This window comes from Blastochloris tepida, from assembly GCF_003966715.1.
Lineage (GTDB): Bacteria > Pseudomonadota > Alphaproteobacteria > Rhizobiales > Xanthobacteraceae > Blastochloris > Blastochloris tepida.
Window position 1 is genome coordinate 3,298,648 of record NZ_AP018907.1, and the last position, 18,013, is coordinate 3,316,660.

The window sequence follows — 18,013 nt, forward strand, 5'->3', positions numbered from 1 at the left end:
GCCGGTGCCCGAACGCCTCGGGTTTGCATTGTTAGCGTGGTTCGCGGGCAGGGTTAAGGCGGATTTAATCGTGTCCACCGACAAGTGGATTCGAAGCGACCGAACCGCCTCGCGAGGGCCGGAGCCCGCGCGGGGCTTCGGCTGTCGCAGGGCGCACGGAAGGCGGCCGGGCACGCCGGCAGGATTTGGACGGCAGGGACTCGGGCGGCCGGAAATCGGGCAGCCGAAAATCGGGCAATCCGGACCAAGCCGCTCGAACGCGGATGGCCCGAGATCGGACTTCAGGGCCGAACCCTGCCGCCGTACGGGACTTGATACGGCTTCCGGCGGATCGCCGCGTGATCCGGGGAGGCCGGCTCGCCAATGCCCCGCGCCCGATGGCGGGGCGGGTGGCGATCGGAAGACGGCTCGACGGCTTCATCCGCCGGCAGCCGAGTCAAGCGTTCGCAGGATGTCCGTAACCGCCGGCGGGGCGGGCGGCGGGACTCCTGCCTGGGAGACGAGACGAGATGGCGATCAAGAGCAAGGCGAAGGCTGTTCTGGCGGCAGCGCCCAAGGCGGCGAAGCCGAAGGAAGAGGGGCAGGCTCCGGAGAAGGAGACCGATACCCCGGACGGCCCGCTGCTCGACCTTTCGGATGCCGCCGTCCGCAAGATGATCAAGCTCGCCAAGAAGCGTGGCTATGTCACCTATGACGAGCTGAACGAGGTGATGCCCTCCGAGGAGGTGACCTCCGAGCAGATCGAGGACACCCTCGCAATGCTCAACGAGATGGGCATCAACGTCATCGAGGCCGAGGAGGCCGAGGTCGAGGAGCAGGCCGAGGCCGAGCAGGCGGCCGAGGAGGAGGAGCCCGAGGGCGGCGACCTCGTCGAGGCCACCTCCGCCCGCACCCCGGCGCGCGCCGAGACCAAGTCCGAGCCGTCCGAGCGCACCGACGACCCCGTGCGCATGTATCTGCGTGAGATGGGCTCGGTCGAGCTGCTGTCGCGCGAGGGCGAGATCGCCATCGCCAAGCGCATCGAGGCCGGCCGCGAGGCGATGATCGCGGGCCTGTGCGAAAGCCCGCTGACCTTCCAGGCCATCATCATCTGGCGCGAAGAGCTGATGGAGGGCAAGGTCCTCCTGCGCGACATCATCGACCTCGAAGCGACCTATGCCGGGCCGGAGGGCAAGAACCCGCCGGCGGCCGAGGGCAGCCCGCTGTCGGACGTGCCGAAGATGGCGGCCGACGTCGCCCCGCCGATCGCCGAGACCGAGCCGCCGGTGCCCGAGCCGACCGAGTTCGACGACGAGGACGATCTGGAGAATTCGCTGTCGCTGGCGGCGATGGAGGCCGAGCTCAAGCCGGCGGTGCTGAAGACCTTCGACACCATCGCCGACAACTACACCAAGCTGCGCCGGCTGCAGGATGAGAACGTCAAGAACAAGCTGAAGAACCTGACGCTCTCCCCGGCCCAGGAGCGCAAGTACAAGAAGCTGAAGGACGACATCGTCGTCGAGGTCAAGAGCCTCTCCCTCAACCAGGCCCGCATCGACGCCCTGGTCGAGCAGCTCTACGACATCAACAAGCGCCTCATCTCGCTCGAAGGCCGCCTGATGCGTCTGGCCGAGAGCTATGGCGTCGACCGCGCCGACTTTTTGCGCAACTACCAGGGCTCGGAGCTCGACCCCAAGTGGCTGCTCCGCGTCTCCAAGCTCGGCGCCCGCGGCTGGAAGAACTTCATCACCCACGAGAAGGACGGCATCAAGAACATCCGCGGCGACATCCACAATCTCGCCACCGATACGGGACTTGAGATCCAAGAGTTCCGCAAGATCGTCCAGATGGTGCAGAAGGGCGAGCGCGAAGCCCGGCAGGCCAAGAAGGAGATGGTGGAGGCCAACCTTCGCCTCGTCATCTCGATCGCCAAGAAATACACCAATCGCGGCCTGCAGTTCCTCGACCTGATCCAGGAAGGCAATATCGGCCTGATGAAGGCGGTCGACAAGTTCGAGTACCGCCGCGGCTACAAGTTCTCGACCTACGCCACGTGGTGGATCCGGCAGGCGATCACCCGCTCGATCGCCGATCAGGCCCGCACCATCCGCATTCCGGTGCACATGATCGAGACGATCAACAAGATCGTGCGCACCTCGCGCCAGATGCTGCACGAGATCGGCCGCGAGCCGACGCCCGAGGAGCTGGCCGAGAAGCTCGGCATGCCGCTGGAGAAGGTGCGCAAGGTTCTCAAGATCGCCAAGGAGCCGATCTCGCTCGAGACCCCGATCGGCGACGAGGAGGATTCGCACCTCGGCGACTTCATCGAGGACAAGAACGCGATCCTGCCGATCGACGCGGCGATCCAGTCGAACCTGCGCGAGACCACCACGCGGGTGCTGGCGTCGCTGACGCCGCGCGAGGAGCGCGTGCTGCGCATGCGCTTCGGCATCGGCATGAACACCGACCACACGCTGGAAGAGGTCGGCCAGCAGTTCAGCGTGACGCGCGAGCGCATCCGCCAGATCGAAGCCAAGGCGCTGCGGAAGCTGAAGCATCCGTCAAGGAGCCGGAAGCTCAGGAGCTTCTTGGATAATTGAGCCACGTCCTCGCCCCCGGCTTGTCCTGGGGCGAGGCGCCACTGCGAGCGAAGAATCTTTTTGAAATTAAACTCAGAACACTTGCCGCGTTCTTTATTTGTTCTATCATGTGAAATATGTATGATGCGCGCGCCATAGCCAACTTTTTTCTCGACCGCGCGGCCGAGCAGGGCATGACGTTAACAATAATGACCCTACTGAAAGTATTGTACTTTTCTCACGCATGGTACTTAGCAAAACACAATGCACCTCTTGTTGCGCAGCCGTTTGAAGCTTGGCGCCACGGCCCCGTAAATCGAGTTGTTTACGATCAATTTAAGGAATATGGGGAAAGGGAAATCGACAGACGGGCACATTCCTTTGATCCAAAACTGCTGAAATTTGTACCAACCCCTTATGACTTCGATGAATATACATCAGACTTTCTTGAAAATATTTATGACTATTACTCTAAATTTCACCCCTTCAAGCTCTCTCATCTGACACACGAGAAGGGCGGGCCTTGGGATATTGTTTGGAGTCAAGCTGAGAAGCAGGCCGTACCGGGCATGATTATCCCCAACGAACTGATCTCCACTTGGTTCAAAGGTAAGGATGCGCTATACTGGACAGATCGTGAACGGAGAATGGCAACATGAGTCATCGACTTCCGACGCCTCCTGTCCCTGATTTAGCAAGGGCGCGAGGTGAAACGGTGTCGGAATTAACCGATTGGTTCACCGATTATTTTAACAGAGAAGGTGCCCCCTTTAATTACCGACGAGCAACGAAAGCTATTCGAGCCGCGTATAAAGGATTTCACAGACTCCATCTTCTTACCGCATCCTGCTCTCTTGAAAAGACTGCAATAGGCCGGTCATCAAACGCCGACGTCGTTAATGTCGCAGCACCGTTTGCCTTTGGCCGATCCACCCAGGTATTTGACCTTTCGCCAAGGAAGTTTGCGTTTGGACGAGAGCGCCGGGCCGCATATCGAATACCCTTTCTCTTTGTCGAGAACGGGATAATTCACATATATTACTTGCAGCCCCGAAAGTCCGCTGGGCCAGATTTTGATGAAATGTGCATGATCGCAACGATCATGAAGACATTTTTGCTAGATACCGAATTCTATGGACAGCCATGCGATGTAGAGTTTGTTGATGTCGGCGCACCATTAGGCTCCAGGGATCGATTGGCAAGAAGATATTCTTTGAGAGATTTAACTCTATGGACAGAACGGCGACTCACTGATCGCCTTTCTATTATTAGCGAGGCGCTTGATGCCGTATCTTCGAGCGATCGCGTTCTGCGCCACCCACGAGCTTGGAGTCGTCCAGAGCCAGAAATGCCATTGTTTGACTAAGATTAATGTCAAGCAATGTAACCATTGATGGACGGAATACACTCCGCTATTCTGTCCTACACCACTGTGGCAGCAAGGTCGGGAGCATGCCCAAGCCCGTGATCTTCACGATATCTGCCGTGTGGGATGCGGAGGCTCTCGTGTGGAGCGGCCATTGCGACGACATCCCGGCCGCCGCCGACGCGCCGACGCTCGACGAGATGATGGACAAGATTTCGGCGATGGCGCTCGACCTCTTGCCCGACAACCATCCCGGCATCGATCCGGCCTCGGTGTTCGTGCAGCCGCGGGCGGAATAGCGTCAGCGTATTCCGCTCCCTATGCTTCTGACGGGTTCGGCGCAATACGCTGTCGCTATTGCGCGCTACACGCGAACGCTGCCGCCGGATGCGAGAGCCGCCACCATGCCCCCCAACAACCTCTTTGCCGCCCTTCCCGCCGCCGGGCCGGACGAGGTGATCGAGACGCTGCTGGCGCGCGGCGGCGTGCGGATCGAGCGCATCGTCTCGACCGGGCAGGCGAGCCCGCCGGGCTTCTGGTACGACCAGGACGAAGACGAGTTCGTCGTGCTGCTGGCCGGCGCGGCGACGCTCCGCTTCGAGGACGGCCGCGAGCTGGCGCTGCGGCCGGGCGACTTCGTCGACATCCCGGCGCATTGCCGCCATCGCGTCGAGGTCACCCAGGCCGAGCCGGCGACGATCTGGCTCGCGGTCTTTTTTCGTTGACGGGCGCGACGCGCGCGGCCGGGCACCGCCGCTCCCCCGGCTCGCGGCGCGCACTCGTGCGTTGAGCCGCCCCGAGGGTGTGGTAGCCTTGCACGCATGAACACGCACCTGCGCACGCCCGATCTCCCCCTCACCACCCAGGCCGCCGAGGGCCTGATGCGGCGGCGCTGGAGCGTGGCCGAGATCGAGGCGATGGTCGAGGCCGGAGTCCTCGCCGAGGACGAGCGGTTCGAGCTGATCGGCGGGGAGATCGTCCCGATGTCGCCCAAGGGCATCCTGCATGAGACGCTGAAGATCAGCCTCGCGCGCTTCTGGAACCGCCGGCTGCCGGACGACATCGTGCTGGCCCAGGAAACCACCTTCCGCCTGAACCAGGACACCTTCGTCGAGCCGGATTTCGTGTTCTTCCGCCGGGCCGATGGGCTGGCGGCGCTGTCGCCCGCCACCGCGCTGCTGGCCGTCGAGATTGCCGACAGCAGCCTGGCCTACGACCTCGATCGCAAGACCCGCATCTATGCCGCCGCCGGCGTGCGCGAGGTCTGGGTGATCGAGGCGAAAAGCCTGACGACCCATATCCGCCGCGGCGCCGGCATCGACGGCTATCGCGAGCAGTTCACGGTCGGGCCGGACGAGACGCTGGCGATGTCGTTCGCCCCGGCGCTCGATCTGCGGCTGGCGGCGCTGGAACTGGTGTAACCAACACAGATCGTCCAGCCTGCCGCGGACGGTCGAGGACGGACACAGGCATGCTTGCTCGCGCGCTCGCCCTTCTCTTCGGCCTCCTCGCCGTCACCCCCGCCTTTGCCGCCCAATGCGGCGGCGACTTCAACGCCTTCCTCGCCGCCATGGGGCGGGAGGCCCAGGGCCAGGGCGTGTCGCGCGGGGTGGTCGATGCCGCCTTTGCCGGCGTTACCCAGGATGGCGCGGTGCTGGCGTTCGACCGCCGCCAGCGCAGCACGTTCCAGAAGAGCTTCGAGCAGTATGCGGCGACCCGCGTCACCAAGGGCCGCATCAGCCGCGGCAAGCAGCTTCTCGTCCGCCACGCCGCCCTGCTCGGCCGCATCGAGCAGCGCTTCGGCGTGCCGCGCGAGCTCCTGGTCGCCATCTGGGGGCTGGAGAGCGATTTCGGCACCGGCGACATGGGCAACCGGCCGGTGGTGCGCACGCTGGCGACGCTGGCCCACGACTGCCGGCGCACCGACCTGTTCCAGCGCGAGCTGCTGGCGGCGCTGCAGATCGTCCAGCGCGGCGACCTGCCGCTGCGCGACATGGTCGGCGCCTATGCCGGCGAGCTGGGGCAGACCCAGTTCCTGCCGTCCTCCTACATCCGCTACGGCGTCGATTATGACGGCAATGGCCATGTCGATTTGCGCCACAGCGTGCCGGACGTGCTGGCCTCCACCGCCAATCTGCTGCGCGTCAATGGCTGGCAGGCCGGCGCGCCGTTCGGCGAGGGCACCGCGAACTTCGAGGTGATGCGCGAGTGGAACCGCGCGGTGGTCTACCGCAAGACCATGGTGCTGTTCGCCGAGCGGCTTCGGGGATCCTGATCCACCATCTCCGCAATGGCGGGAGCCTGCCTTGCGGAAACCGCATGGCCCGGCGGACACTTCGCGCGCGCCAGTGATTTCGCCCCTGCGCAACATCGCCTACGCTTGACCTTGACCTTTCGTCCGTTCCTTTCGCCGGCTGCGGCTCCTGCGACGGCGGCGGAGCGTCATTGCCGGCCGGCCCCGCGCATGGCAGGCTACATTAGATCTATTCTAAAGAGGTTGCCGATGATTCCCGTCCTGGCCAGCCGCCGCCGGTTTTCCGATCTCACCGAGGCCGAGGTGCTGGCGCTGGCGATCTCGTCCGAGGAGGACGACGCCCGCATCTACGCCTCCTATGCCGAGCGGCTGCGCGCCGACTATCCCGCCTCCGCCGAGATGTTCGACGCCATGGCGGCGGAGGAGAACCTGCACCGCCGCATGCTGATCGACGCCTATGAGGCGCGCTTCGGCAAGGTGATCCCGCTCATCCGGCGCGAGCATGTTGCCGGCTACTATTATCGCCGGCCGGTGTGGCTGGTGGAGAATCTCGGGCTCGACCGCATCCGCGAGGAGGCGGCGCGGATGGAGGACGAGGCGGCCGACTTCTACACCCGCGCCGCCGCGGCCTCCACCGACCCCGGCACCCGCAAGCTCTTGGGCGACCTCGCGGCCGCCGAGCGCAAGCACGAGGCCAAGGCGGGCGCGCTGCAGGCCACGCGGCTGACGCCGGACGCAAAGAGCGAGGAAGACGCCAAGGCCCACCGCCAGTTCATCCTGACCTACGTGCAGCCCGGTCTCGCCGGGCTGATGGACGGCTCGGTCTCGACCCTGGCGCCGATCTTCGCCACCGCCTTCGCCACCCAGGACACCTGGACCACCTTCCTGGTCGGGCTTGCCGCTTCGATCGGCGCCGGCATCTCGATGGGCTTCACCGAGGCCGCGCACGATGACGGGGTGATCTCGGGCCGCGGCTCGCCGGTCAAGCGCGGGCTCGCCTCGGGCATCATGACCGCGGTCGGCGGGCTCGGCCACGCGCTTCCCTATCTCATCCCGCATTTCTGGACGGCCACCGGCATCGCCGTGGCGGTGGTGTTCTGCGAATTGTGGGCGATCGCCTGGATCCAGAACCGCTACATGGAGACGCCGTTCCTGCGCGCCACCTTCCAGGTGGTGCTGGGCGGCGCGCTGGTGCTGGGCGCCGGCATCCTGATCGGCGGAAGCTGAGCCGCCACCGGAACGGCGGACTTGCGGCCGAAGGTTGCGCCATTGCCGCGCCCGACATCAGAGGTTACAGAATGAGCGGCGGCCAGCGCCGGCCGTGGTCAAGCCCGGTCTCTCAAGCCCGGTCTCAAGTGTGCTAGAACGCGTCGCGCCCGACGGCGGCAGATCGCCGGGGCACGAAGGAGCGAACCCATGGCGAGCTGCATGGCGCTGAGTCATCGTCAGTCGGATGTCGCCAGCGTGGAGGCGCCGGACCGGCCGGACGCCCGCCCCCGGTCCGGTGGCGCGCCCCGCCTCCCGCGCGCGCCGCTGCGCCTCGGCCTCGTCCGCCATTTCGAGGTGACGCACGGCCCGCCGGCCGGCTGGGTCTCGGTCGCCGATATCGCCCGCTGGATCGAGGACTATGACGCCGCCGACGTGCGCCACAAGCCGGTCGATCTCGGGCCGCTGCCGTGGCCGCGCTGCATCTCGTCGACCGCGCCGCGGGCGCTCACCACCGCGCGCGCGCTCTATCAGGGCGACATCGAGACCCTGCCGCAGCTGTGCGAGCCGAAGCTCAACCCGTTTCGCACCGGGGAGCTGCGCCTGCCCTTTGCCGGCTGGCGCATGCTGCTGCGGCTGGCCTGGATGACCTCCCATTCCTCGCAGCGCGACGTCAAACGCACCTTTCTCGCCGAGATCGAGCGCGTCGCCGACCGGCTGACGGAGGCGCCCGACGACACGCTGGTGGTGAGCCACGCCGGCTCGATGATGTTCCTGCGGCGGGCGCTGATCCGGCGCGGCTTCACCGGCCCGCGATTCGGCATCGCCGAATGCGGCCGCCTCTACGTGTTCACGCGCGGGGCGTAGTACCAACGGCCGCGAACGCGGACCGTCGGCCCTGGTCGCGGATTTTCGCGAAATCTCTGCTTTCCCGAACGGAAATCCGCGAGAGTCAACGGCCCCACGCGTCAGCGTTTGGGGCCGTTGGCATAAGTGCTATTGCGCGGCGGCAACGCCCGCTCCGCCCTTTCGGCTGGGGGCAGCGGTGGCTCGTGCTGACGCTTTCTCTTGAAAGGGCGGGCCGGCCATCCTAAACGAGCGATGACAGGTCGCCAGCCGATGGCGGCGCGTGACGCGGGCTCGCCCCGCGGGTCTCTCGAAGGAGAGTGCGTGCGCCGCGATCAACCGGGCCTGCCAAGACGTGGCCGAGTGGTTTAAGGCGCACAGCGCAGGGCAGAGCCCTGCGCGTTCTCGACAGGGAACGCGTGCGCCGCGATCGACTGGGTCCGTGGAGAGGTGGCCGAGTGGTTTAAGGCGCACAGCGCAGGGCAGAGCCCTGCGCGTTCTCGACAGGGAACGCGTGCGCCGCGATCAACTGGGTCCGTGGAGAGGTGGCCGAGTGGTTTAAGGCGCACGCCTGGAACGCGTGTATAGGGGAAACTCTATCGAGGGTTCGAATCCCTCCCTCTCCGCCAAAGCCCCCCGGAACTCACGAATTCTCAACACTTTTCGCGTTATCAAGGGTTTGGCCGCCCCGGCATTGGTACAAAGGGGTGGTACAAAGTGGCCCTGCCGATGGCGCGTCCGTGGAAGCACCCCAAGACCGGCGTCTACTATTTCCGCAAGGCGGTTCCCAAGCGTTTGCGCAAGCTCGTCGGCCAGCGCGAAGCGAAGTGCTCGCTCGGCACCAAGGACCCCGCCAAGGCGAAAATCCTCCATATGCAGAAGGCCGCGGAGGTCGCGGAGCGGTGGGAGAACCTCGCCGCCGGGCCGCGCCGCCTGGTCCGATCGCAGGTCGAGGCGTTGGCGGGCGAGGCCTACCGGGCGATCATCGCGTCCTCCGCCGAGGCCGCCGAGAGCCTGAGCTCCATCCAGAGGCTGGGCCTGGTCGGCCAGCTGGCCCGTGACCAGAACCTGCTCACCGGCGAATGGGACGGAGACGATGACATCTCCGGCGACGTCAGGGTCGACCGGGAGGCGCGCTACGGCGGCCTGGTGAACCGGATCCTCGCCAAGCATGGGCTGGTCATCGACGCCGAGACGCGCCGGGTGCTTCTGGAGCGGGTGGTCCATGCCGTGATCGAGGCTCGCCGGGGCGTCCTCGGCAAAATGAGCGGCGACTATCGGCCCGATCCGAGAGGCGAGCGGTTCCCGGAGTTCGAATTGAACCCCGGCGCCGCAAAGGTCTCGATGTACGATCTCTGGGAGAGGTATATCAAGGAAGCCAAGCCGTCTCCCTCGACGATCAAGCGTTGGAAGCCGTGCATCGAGAGCTTCCTGGAGCATGTCGGCACGACGGATGTTTCGATCATCAAGCCTGAGCAGATCATTTCCTGGAAGGAATCGCTGATTGATCGCAAACTGCATCCACTGACCATCAGGGATGCCTATTTCGCGTCGGTGAAGGCCACGCAGGACGGGGCGACCCGTCCCGAATCCGCGGACGGATGAAGAAAAGCTACTGAAAACAATGACATAACCGGCGTCTGCCGCCGTCGGAACCGCCGGACGGAGTCGGGCGGTCGCGGCGCGGCGGACGCCGCCAAACGCCGCAAAACATCCTGAAACCAGCCCCTGGCCGCCCGGCGCGCATGCGCCGATGAAATCGCCCCCCGAGGCTGGCGCGCGCAATAAAAAACGCCGCCGGCCGAACGGCCGGCGGCGTCGGAAAATGGCCAGGAGCGGGCTCAGCCGCGCGTCGCGTCTTGATCGGCGACGTAGCCCACGATGCCCTCGCGCATCACGGCGTCCATCGCCGCATGGGCCAGGGGCTGCGTCACCCGCGCGTCGGAGACGTTGTAATGACGCCTCAGGACGGGAACGGTGATGCCGACGACGTCGGCGATGACCGCCGCCGGCACGCCGCGTCTCGACATCGCCGTGATCGCCGTCCGCCGCAAATCATGCGGCCGCAACCCGCGAATTCCCACCGCCGCGCAGGCCGCCGCCATGAGGTCCGCGATCCCCTTGGCGGGCCGCTCGCCGGTGCACGTCCGGATCACCCATTTCTCGCCGGGGGCGCCCTCGGCGCGCCACCGCCGGACCTCCGCCAGCAGCTCCGGCGACAGCAGGACCGGCGGCGCCGCCTTGATCTCGCTGGCCGAAGCCCCGACCGGCGTGCGGTGCAGCACGCCCCGCTCGACGTCGATGTGGCCGCCCGCCCGGTGCGGCGCCCAGGCGAGATTGGCGAGCCGCCCGGGCCGGGAGCCGGTCGCCAGGCCGAGCCTGACCGCCCGCCCGGCCATCCGGCGGGCGTGCCGCTCCCACGACGAGATCCGCTGCCCCGCCCGGGTCGGCGACCACGTGCCCGTCGCGACATCGTAGACCTCGTCGCCGTCGCAGTGGCGCAGCAGCCGCGCCTGCTCGTCCGCGCCCATCACGCGCTCCCGGGGCGCTCCGCGCGCCGGGATCGGGAACGGCACGATGGGCGGCAGCCCCTTGGACGTGTACCAGCGCCGGACCGCCTGGGCCAACGTCCGGAAGCTGTCGCAGACCGAGTTCTGCGACAGGCCGGCCTGCAACAGCGCCGCCTCGGCGTCGGGTCCCCAGCACCCGCCGAGGTCGCACAGCCGGCGCCCGGCCACGTGCTCCGCCAGCCACTTCATTTGGGTGACCACGAGCCGGCGCCGCGGCCCGCCCGTCGACTGGACGAACGCGATGACCACGTCCACCACCGGCGCGCGCTCCGGGGCGCAGATGCCCAGGCGCTTGGCCTCCTCCTGCCGGCGAAACAGGTCCAGGATCTGCTCCGCCTCGGCCCGGTCCCGGGTGTGGCACGACGCGACGTACTCGGAGCCGGAGTAGATGCACCAGGTCGCGCCGCGCCGCACCAACTGGTGGGGCTTCTCCACGAGGAGGTGCGCCTCGCCCAGCGCGATGCTGGGCAAGGCGGCGGCGTTCATGAGGTCGGAAATGCGTCTGGTTTCAGCCCAGGGGTTCATGATAGTCTGTTCCTGACGGGCGCGCGGGAATCTGCCAGGATGTGCCGCGCGCCGGTTGAAGGGCGGCCCTGCCGAAAGGCGGGGCCGTTTTCGTTGGGGTGTCGCCCCCGGCGCCGGCGCGTGCGCCGGAGCCTCAGCTCTTGGGGTCCGCGGCCAGGGCCGCGAGCAGCCGCTCGAGATCGGCGGCCCGCCGGTCGACGGGCCGGACCCCGGGGCGTCGCGTTCGCGGCGCCGGTCCGTGCCGCCAGGCCGCCACCCCGGACGGGGTGACGAGGAGATGCCCGGCGATCCGGGCCGAAGGCAGCAGCCCGCGGCGGATCGCCGTCCTGACGGACGTCTCGCCGACCCCGGCCAGCGCCGCCGCCTCCGTCACCGTGATCGGCGCGTCGGACGGCCAGGCCGCCGGGTCGGGCCGGCGGCGGACCCGGATGAGCGGGTCGTGCCGTCGGCGCATCAGCTCTGGCGCAGGAGGGGCATGACCGCAACCTTCCGCTGGGGGAGGCTCATCCGCCGTCGGGCCCTGGACGAATTCTTGCGTTTTACTTTCCATCGACGGCCTCCCCGGACCGCGCCGGAGCCGGCCGGGTGGCCTGCGCGGTCATCCGCGCGAGCGCCGCCGGCGTGACGAAAACCTTCCGGGCGATCATCACCACGTCGACGAGTCCCTGGCGGTAGGCCGTGCGCAGCGACGTCGCCGTCAGCGGCCCGTACGGCCAGAACAGCGCCGCCGCCTCCGCGAAGGTCAGAAGCTCGTCGGCGCCCCACTGCGCCGGGTCGGGGCGCGCGGCGATGCGCGGCGGCAACGGGACGGGGGTGGCACGGACGGGCATCGGAGGTCTCCCGTGTCAACGAATCCTTGAGATCGCGCGGCTGCGTCGGAACGACGGTCGCCCTTCGGCTCGCAGGCGGCGGGCTCGCCGTCGCGACCGGGGGCGCGGGCCGTCCGGGCCGCCCGACGCTGATGAGAACATAAAATGAACGGGGCGCGCCGTCAATAGTGTGCTAGCATGCAATTAATGGGCGGCGGAGCGATCTCGTCGATGGTCCGGATCACCCGGGTGTGGCGAAAGGATTCGTCCTGCTGTGGCGGCGTTGGATGGCCGAGCGGACATTCGCTCGGCTTGGGCATCTCAGGCAGATGTGGTTGGCCTGCGAGATCCGCGTCAGATATGTTGCTGCGATGTATCGCAAAGGCCACAAGATGAGGCCCCCCCCAAGCTCCAGCGGCTGCCTCGGCTTCTTTCTTTCATATAGATTAAAATGATTGTCTAGAATAGCACGAATATAACACATAAACGTGTAATCTTCTTTCAAATTAAATACGTTTTTTGCAATACTTACACAACAAAACTATTTGGCTATCACTGGCGGCGCATCGGCCCTCATCGAATTAGCCCAAAAATTTCTGCATCGCATCGTTAATTTCATAAAGCTCGCCCATTAGCGACATTGGCAATTGAACGCTCGAAGAAAGTTTTACGATAACACAAATCTTAAGAGGCATAAAAGTATTTAATCCAGTTTCCGGGTGCTTGGCAACGACAGGAATAAACGCTAAACACAGCACAGCGCCGACCGCTTTCTTTTTTATAAAAATATTGTCAATTGCTGATTGGCCATTCTCGCAAACAACCTGAGTCACCATCGCTCTTACTGCGCCGGCTACATACGCAACGCCGCATTCCCAACGATCAAATAAATAGCCTTCCGGAAACAACGAACTAATTTGAAATCTTGGAGTGAGATGCAAGGCGACAATACCAGTTCCGGCGCTGGAGGCCTCTATCTGCTCTACACCTCGCTGGATATGATCCAAAATACTTTGTGTGTATTTTGAACGAATTGTCTTAAATGCGTACGCATGAACAGCGTCGCCCTTCGAGTCTAATGTGATTACATCTGGATTCACGCCAGTTGAATGAACAGGGTGGTCCAGGCTAACATTGATGCCCTTACCAAGGCAGAGGCTCGCCCAATAAACCTCAATTAGTTTATTATAAACGTCCGATGAAGCTGGGGGGTCACTTGTCAGGTAGACAGCTCCACTAGATAACATTCTCAGATGTGGAAGTATATTACTAAATTCTGGCATGTCCTTAATTGTCAATATCTTTGAAGCAAAATCGTGAACCGCAACCGCGGCAGAAAATAAATTATAATTGTCAGTCTGACGCAAACCTTCTCCGTCTTTGGTTTGCTTTAAAATTTGCCAAAGCGGCAGCATGTCGGCATTTGATTGTTTGTGCCGAGGAATGCTTATTCCATTCTCAGTCAAAAACTCCTCAAAGCGGTCTACTATATCTGCAGCAAATTCGATGGCAACATCCATCTTGCACCCCTCATGAATCCCCTCATTTTTGACTCATGAAAACCACATGAACTTCTAAAACTACCCGCGGAGGAATTGAATCGTGACTCGCCCCTTTGTCCCACCATACCGCCGCGCCGAAAAATGGCTGTGTGCGGAGGTGACGGCCAACGGCAATCGAGCAGCAATTCAAGTCTGGTAATGTCAAGTCATTGAAATATCATCATAAAAAATGAGGGGATTGCTGAGCTTGCACCCAATTGATTTAATTGCGGTCAGCGTCGCTCAGTTTGTTAAAAATAGCATGGGGGTCGATAAACTCAAAATTTGTTTTTCCATTGGAAATAGGCGTCTTGTCAACAAAACCTCACTACTCGGCGTTCGTTGCAGCTGCGCCCATCTTCGTTTTTATGCATTGGCAATGTCTCTCTTCCGATAGAAGCTTGCTCCGATGGCCTGCGGGTCGCATTCCGGTTTTAACAAGGCCCCGGATGACTCTGGTGGTGCTGCCGAAGATGCCTTCAGTAGCCTGAAGCGTCTCCCCGCCCGTGTCGGAAAAACTCACGTGGCGGCGAACCTCGGCGAGGTCTCTATCAGGGTCGCCGAATGGCCCAGTGTACCGTTTGACACGTTCCAGGTTTCCTTCGAGCAAGGCATCCTTCGGGCCGTCGGCCCGAGCGGGCGGCGCCGTCTGACCCGGACGGCGCCGCCCTTCCGATGAAGCGGTCATCATCTTAACGCCCTCGAATCCTACGGGCGCTTTCCCCGCCTGATCCGCCTGCCGCCTCCGTGGACGAGCCTCGCGATCTCGTCCGCGCCCAGCACCCGATGCCGGACCAGCGCGTCGGCCAGCGCCTCGATCGTCGCGCGGTGGGCCCGCACCAGCGCCTCGGCAGCCTCCTGGAGCCGCTGGAGGTCCGCCTCGACGGCGCGGAGCAGCGCCGGGTCCAGGACGGCGGCGCCGGCGGCCTCGATGTCGGACCGATAGGCAAGTGTGTCGCCCAGCCCGAACGTGCCGTGCAACCGGACGAGCGCGTCCGTCGCCCGGCCCAGGTCGGACTCCGCGGCGCCGCCGGCGCCGGCCGACGGGCAGCCGAGCAGCACGATCTCGGCGGCGCGCCCGGCGAGCAGCCCGACGACGTCCGCCTCGATGTCGGCGCGCCGCAGCACCGACATCGGCCGCCGCTCGATGGCGACGCTGCCGACGGCGAAGCCGAAGCTGACGAGCGAGATCGACCGGACCGTCCCCAGGCCAAGGCGAACGGCGGCGACGGCATGGCCCGCCTCGTGGATCGCCGCCCGCCGGATGTCCGCCGGCGACCGGGGATCAGAAGGACTCACCTCGGATTCGATATCGGCGAAGGTGGGCGCGCGCCCTTCGCGCCGGGCTCGGCGGCGGGCCGCCCGGACCCAGCCCATGGCGTCGGCCGGCGTGGCGCCGCGGGCGGCCTGGGCGAGGCGCAGCACCGCATCGTCGGGCGCCGCGATGTCGGCGCCCATGTGGTGGCGCAGCACCCAGGCCAAGCCCTCGGGCTCGGGCGCCGGGATTTCGATGGCGCGCTCCAGACGTCCGGGGCGCATCAACGCGGGCTCGATATCCTGGATGCGGTTCGTGGCGGCGACGACGACGAGTCCTTCGCGGCCGCCCACCGCGCCGTCGATCTGGGTGAGGAAGTCGGTGATCACCGGCGTCCACCAATCCCGTCCGCGGTCGGACATCCTGTCCCTGCTCGGCAGGGCATCCAGCTCGTCCAGGAACAGGATGCACGGGGCGGCCGCGTGCGCCCGGTCGAACACCGCGCGGGCGGCCCGGATCACCGCGCCCAGGTCGCCGGACGACACGGCGAACAGTTCGCCGACCGAACTGGCGACCAACGGGACTCCGCAGGTCCGGGCAAGGATTCGCGCGAACATGGTCTTGCCGGTGCCGGGCGGGCCGTAAAGCACGGCTCCCCGGTCGACCGCGGAGAACGGGATCCGTCCGGCGCGCCAGTCGGCCAGATCCCGGGCGAGATCGAGCCCCCACGCGCGCGCGGGGCCGTAGACGACGGCGTCCGCCAGCGCCGGCAGGGACTGGGACTCGGCCAGGGGCTCGCCCAGGCGGCGGAGCCGCGCCATCGCCCGCAGGGGCGTCTCGCCCATGCGCAGGCAGGACAGGATGTCGTGGAAGCTCAGCCCGGCGATGAGGTCGTCCGGCACGGCCCGCGGCAGGCGGCCGCGCAGGCAGCGGCGCATGGCGTCGCGCACCACGCGCCCATCGACCCGCAGCCGGATGCGGATGTCCACCACGGCGGCCAGGATCGGCGGCACGTCCTGGGCCGACACCGCCACGACGAACGCCGGCCCCAGCGTGAGCGCCTCGGCGATCTCCTCCGTCTGGTCGGACGGCACCTTCCGTCCGCTTCGGTTGCGGCTGGCGTCGTGGGCGAGCGCCGGCAACAACGCGCCGACCGCCTCGCGCACTGGCGGCACCCAGTCGCCGCCGGGCACCTCGACGATGATGGCGAGCGGGCCGCCCCGCCGGAGGCGGCGGCGAAGTCGTCCGTCGGCCGCGGCGTGAAGGGCGGCCGTGGCGAGCGCGACCTTCGGGTGCACGAGATGCCTGGACCGCGCCGGCTTGGCGGCTGGGGCTCCCGCCGCGCCCCGGGACGCCTGCTCAGCGGCGCCGGATGTCTCGTCATCGCCGATGAGCGCATCCAGGCCCAGTCCGGCGGCGTCCCCGGCGGCGTGCCGCAATCTGTGCAACGAGGTCTTGCTCATCGTGCGTCCTCCCGCGACGGGATTCGGCGGACCCGGGTCTCGGGGCCGAGCGGCCCGTCGTCGAGGTCGATCGCCAGCAGATCGGCGCAGGCCAGCGCCAGCACCGCCGACACCGGGCCGCGAACGAGGCCCGTCGCCTGCGCCGCCTCGTGCAGCGTCAAGGTTCCGGCTTCGGCGAGCGCGGCCAGAACCTGGACGCGGGCGTCCACCGGCACGCGGACGGCGCGGGCGTCCCACACCAGGACGGCGTTGCTCCACCGCGGCTGGCGCCGGATGTCCGGGGCGGGGAAGGACAGCGTCGGCAGATTCAAGGATTCGATCGCCAACAGCGCGAGGCCAGCGGCATCCAGGTCGCGCGGATGCGCTTCGGGCACATCCAGCACGAACCGGCCGTCGGTGCGGCCCAGGACGATGACGTCCACCGGCGCCGGGGTTCCGGCGATCTCGACCGGCGCGGCCTCGATGGCGCGAACATCGGGGTCGAGCGCGGCCAGGATCAGGGCGTCATGGACCAGGCGGTGGCGGACCCGCAGCGGCTCCGCGGACTTGGGACTCATCAGGAAACGGGACACGATACACTCCATCGATCATGGCGCCGCGCGGGCCGATGCCCGCGGGCGCGAACCGGCGGTCGCGGCGCAAGGAGGCGCGCCACGACGAGGCTCGAAGGTTCTGGGCTCGAAGGAGCCGGACCCGAACGACGGGCCGAAGGGTCAGCGATCAGGCGGCGCCTCGACCTCGACGAAGGCGTCGGTGTTGCGGTCGTAGCGGACCCAGCGCGGGGGACCGTCCAGACGCCAGACCTGCAGGAGGCCTTCGTAGCCGGGGCGTATCGGCACCTTCCGGCCCTTGCCGTGGCGGTCGCAGGCGGTGCGGTACCAGCCGTCGTCATTCCACAGCCCGCCGGGGGCGCCGCAGGCCTCGCAGGTGACCGCCGAGCGGGCCTCGGCCAGATCGACGGCCTCGCCGATGGCGTCCCGGACGGCGTCTGGCACTTCGCCGGACCAATAGAGGCGCAGGGTGCCGAACTTCTCCTTGATCTGGTCGATCTTGATGGCCGAAGCCGATCCTCCTGCGGCCGCCGCAATGCGGGCGACCGCGCGCTCGACCAGGTCGCGCCAGCCGTCGCCGACCGCCGGCAGACCCGGACGGTGGACCCGTCCGTCGAACACGATCTCGAACAGGTCCGGATGCCGCTCGACGAGTTGGTCTCTCCAGTCAGGCATGGCCGGCCTCCATCGGCAGCGCAGGATCGCCCAGGCGATAGAACCGCGAAAAGGTGCGGGCCCACGTGCCGTCCCGCGACAGGATGTGGACGGCCGATGTCCGGATGAAGGAGCGCGAGCCCAGGCGCGGATGACCGAACACCGCGCCGGACAGGCAGGCCGTCAGCGACGGCTCGATCGTCCAGCCGCTCAGGAGCGGCGCGGTCTCGAGTTCGGCGGCGGTCGGGGCCTCGCCGCGCTGGATGCGCTCGATGTCGTCGGCGAGGCGGCGGAGGGTGGCGATCTCCAAGGCGCTGTCGAGGGGGCTCATGACGGTCTCCCGTCGCGGCCGGCAGAGGGGCGGCCGCGCGTCCCGGCGCCTCCCGTGAGGCGCGGTGAGAACATAAACGGAACG

18 protein-coding genes and 1 tRNA gene are annotated in these 18,013 nt (G+C 66.1%); 11 read left to right on the forward strand and 8 right to left on the reverse strand.

Translation table 11 applies throughout. The features are described 5' to 3' along the window. Positions 1-509 precede the first annotated feature (509 nt). The 11 genes from rpoD (at position 510) to BLTE_RS15005 (ending at position 9,835) form a co-directional block, all read left to right on the forward strand. Positions 510-2,579 (forward strand): RNA polymerase sigma factor RpoD, encoded by a 2,070-nt coding sequence (rpoD, locus tag BLTE_RS14955; RefSeq protein ID WP_126401441.1) that lies wholly within the window; start codon positions 510-512, stop codon positions 2,577-2,579. A gap of 116 nt (positions 2,580-2,695) precedes the next feature. Further along, a complete protein-coding gene (locus BLTE_RS14960) occupies positions 2,696-3,217 on the forward strand; it encodes a Panacea domain-containing protein (RefSeq protein WP_126401442.1) in 522 nt (173 codons plus the stop codon). Between the two features lie 428 nt (positions 3,218-3,645). Further along, a complete protein-coding gene (locus BLTE_RS18185; protein ID WP_126401443.1) occupies positions 3,646-3,924 on the forward strand; it encodes a hypothetical protein in 279 nt (92 codons plus the stop codon). 86 nt (positions 3,925-4,010) lie between these two features. Continuing rightward, complete coding sequence (locus BLTE_RS14970) at positions 4,011-4,223, forward strand: DUF1902 domain-containing protein (protein ID WP_126401444.1); 213 nt, start codon at positions 4,011-4,013, stop codon at positions 4,221-4,223. 105 nt (positions 4,224-4,328) lie between these two features. Further along, entirely contained in the window at positions 4,329-4,649 is a 321-nt protein-coding gene (locus BLTE_RS14975) for a cupin domain-containing protein (protein ID WP_126401445.1), read from the forward strand. Positions 4,650-4,745: 96 nt separating this feature from the next. After that, positions 4,746-5,345, forward strand: coding sequence for a Uma2 family endonuclease (locus BLTE_RS14980; protein ID WP_165439201.1), 600 nt, complete (start codon positions 4,746-4,748; stop codon positions 5,343-5,345). Between the two features lie 50 nt (positions 5,346-5,395). Next, positions 5,396-6,199, forward strand: a complete 804-nt coding sequence (locus BLTE_RS14985) for a lytic murein transglycosylase (RefSeq protein WP_126401446.1) — start codon at positions 5,396-5,398, stop codon at positions 6,197-6,199. Positions 6,200-6,427: 228 nt separating this feature from the next. Beyond that, entirely contained in the window at positions 6,428-7,405 is a 978-nt protein-coding gene (gene mbfA / locus BLTE_RS14990) for an iron exporter MbfA (RefSeq protein ID WP_126401447.1), read from the forward strand. A gap of 189 nt (positions 7,406-7,594) precedes the next feature. After that, positions 7,595-8,251: a histidine phosphatase family protein gene (locus BLTE_RS14995; RefSeq protein WP_126401448.1), complete on the forward strand. Its 657-nt coding sequence runs from the start codon at positions 7,595-7,597 to the stop codon at positions 8,249-8,251. Between the two features lie 518 nt (positions 8,252-8,769). After that, positions 8,770-8,859 (forward strand) — tRNA-Ser (locus BLTE_RS15000). An 88-nt stretch (positions 8,860-8,947) separates the two neighbouring features. Further along, complete coding sequence (locus BLTE_RS15005) at positions 8,948-9,835, forward strand: DUF6538 domain-containing protein (RefSeq protein ID WP_126401449.1); 888 nt, start codon at positions 8,948-8,950, stop codon at positions 9,833-9,835. A 236-nt stretch (positions 9,836-10,071) separates the two neighbouring features. Here BLTE_RS15005 and BLTE_RS15010 read toward each other — a convergent pair whose 3' ends face one another. The 8 genes from BLTE_RS15010 to BLTE_RS15045 all read right to left on the reverse strand — a co-directional run bounded on the left by BLTE_RS15010 (position 10,072) and on the right by BLTE_RS15045 (position 17,929). Beyond that, the gene (locus BLTE_RS15010) at positions 10,072-11,325 is read right to left on the reverse strand and encodes a site-specific integrase (RefSeq protein WP_126401450.1); all 1,254 of its coding nucleotides are present in this window, start codon (positions 11,323-11,325) and stop codon (positions 10,072-10,074) included. 133 nt (positions 11,326-11,458) lie between these two features. After that, positions 11,459-11,779: a helix-turn-helix domain-containing protein gene (locus tag BLTE_RS15015; protein ID WP_160140639.1), complete on the reverse strand. Its 321-nt coding sequence runs from the start codon at positions 11,777-11,779 to the stop codon at positions 11,459-11,461. 85 nt (positions 11,780-11,864) lie between these two features. Then, the gene (locus tag BLTE_RS15020) at positions 11,865-12,155 is read right to left on the reverse strand and encodes a hypothetical protein (RefSeq protein ID WP_126401452.1); all 291 of its coding nucleotides are present in this window, start codon (positions 12,153-12,155) and stop codon (positions 11,865-11,867) included. Positions 12,156-12,715: 560 nt separating this feature from the next. Further along, positions 12,716-13,654: a hypothetical protein gene (locus BLTE_RS15025; protein WP_126401453.1), complete on the reverse strand. Its 939-nt coding sequence runs from the start codon at positions 13,652-13,654 to the stop codon at positions 12,716-12,718. Between the two features lie 729 nt (positions 13,655-14,383). Further along, positions 14,384-16,369 carry an AAA family ATPase gene (locus tag BLTE_RS15030; RefSeq protein WP_126401454.1) on the reverse strand — a complete coding sequence of 662 codons (1,986 nt, stop codon included), beginning with the start codon at positions 16,367-16,369 and terminating at the stop codon, positions 14,384-14,386. 20 nt (positions 16,370-16,389) lie between these two features. Beyond that, the gene (locus BLTE_RS15035; RefSeq protein WP_126401455.1) at positions 16,390-16,965 is read right to left on the reverse strand and encodes a hypothetical protein; all 576 of its coding nucleotides are present in this window, start codon (positions 16,963-16,965) and stop codon (positions 16,390-16,392) included. A 141-nt stretch (positions 16,966-17,106) separates the two neighbouring features. Further along, the gene (locus BLTE_RS15040; protein WP_126401456.1) at positions 17,107-17,619 is read right to left on the reverse strand and encodes a hypothetical protein; all 513 of its coding nucleotides are present in this window, start codon (positions 17,617-17,619) and stop codon (positions 17,107-17,109) included. Next, the gene (locus tag BLTE_RS15045) at positions 17,612-17,929 is read right to left on the reverse strand and encodes a DUF6634 family protein (RefSeq protein WP_126401457.1); all 318 of its coding nucleotides are present in this window, start codon (positions 17,927-17,929) and stop codon (positions 17,612-17,614) included. The genes BLTE_RS15040 and BLTE_RS15045 overlap by 8 nt, the downstream gene beginning before the upstream one ends. Positions 17,930-18,013: the final 84 nt, after the last annotated feature.

Bases quoted from the DNA above. Each gene is read 5' to 3' on its own strand.
- rpoD (WP_126401441.1), top strand. From the start codon at position 510: ATGGCGATCAAGAGCAAGGCGAAGGCTGTTCTGGCGGCAGCGCCCAAG.
- BLTE_RS14960 (WP_126401442.1), top strand. From the start codon at position 2,696: ATGTATGATGCGCGCGCCATAGCCAACTTTTTTCTCGACCGCGCGGCC.
- BLTE_RS18185 (WP_126401443.1), top strand. From the start codon at position 3,646: ATGATCGCAACGATCATGAAGACATTTTTGCTAGATACCGAATTCTAT.
- BLTE_RS14970 (WP_126401444.1), top strand. From the start codon at position 4,011: ATGCCCAAGCCCGTGATCTTCACGATATCTGCCGTGTGGGATGCGGAG.
- BLTE_RS14975 (WP_126401445.1), top strand. From the start codon at position 4,329: ATGCCCCCCAACAACCTCTTTGCCGCCCTTCCCGCCGCCGGGCCGGAC.
- BLTE_RS14980 (WP_165439201.1), top strand. From the start codon at position 4,746: ATGAACACGCACCTGCGCACGCCCGATCTCCCCCTCACCACCCAGGCC.
- BLTE_RS14985 (WP_126401446.1), top strand. From the start codon at position 5,396: ATGCTTGCTCGCGCGCTCGCCCTTCTCTTCGGCCTCCTCGCCGTCACC.
- mbfA (WP_126401447.1), top strand. From the start codon at position 6,428: ATGATTCCCGTCCTGGCCAGCCGCCGCCGGTTTTCCGATCTCACCGAG.
- BLTE_RS14995 (WP_126401448.1), top strand. From the start codon at position 7,595: ATGGCGAGCTGCATGGCGCTGAGTCATCGTCAGTCGGATGTCGCCAGC.
- BLTE_RS15010 (WP_126401450.1), bottom strand. From the start codon at position 11,325: ATGAACCCCTGGGCTGAAACCAGACGCATTTCCGACCTCATGAACGCC.
- BLTE_RS15015 (WP_160140639.1), bottom strand. From the start codon at position 11,779: ATGCGCCGACGGCACGACCCGCTCATCCGGGTCCGCCGCCGGCCCGAC.
- BLTE_RS15020 (WP_126401452.1), bottom strand. From the start codon at position 12,155: ATGCCCGTCCGTGCCACCCCCGTCCCGTTGCCGCCGCGCATCGCCGCG.
- BLTE_RS15025 (WP_126401453.1), bottom strand. From the start codon at position 13,654: ATGGATGTTGCCATCGAATTTGCTGCAGATATAGTAGACCGCTTTGAG.
- BLTE_RS15040 (WP_126401456.1), bottom strand. From the start codon at position 17,619: ATGCCTGACTGGAGAGACCAACTCGTCGAGCGGCATCCGGACCTGTTC.
- BLTE_RS15045 (WP_126401457.1), bottom strand. From the start codon at position 17,929: ATGAGCCCCCTCGACAGCGCCTTGGAGATCGCCACCCTCCGCCGCCTC.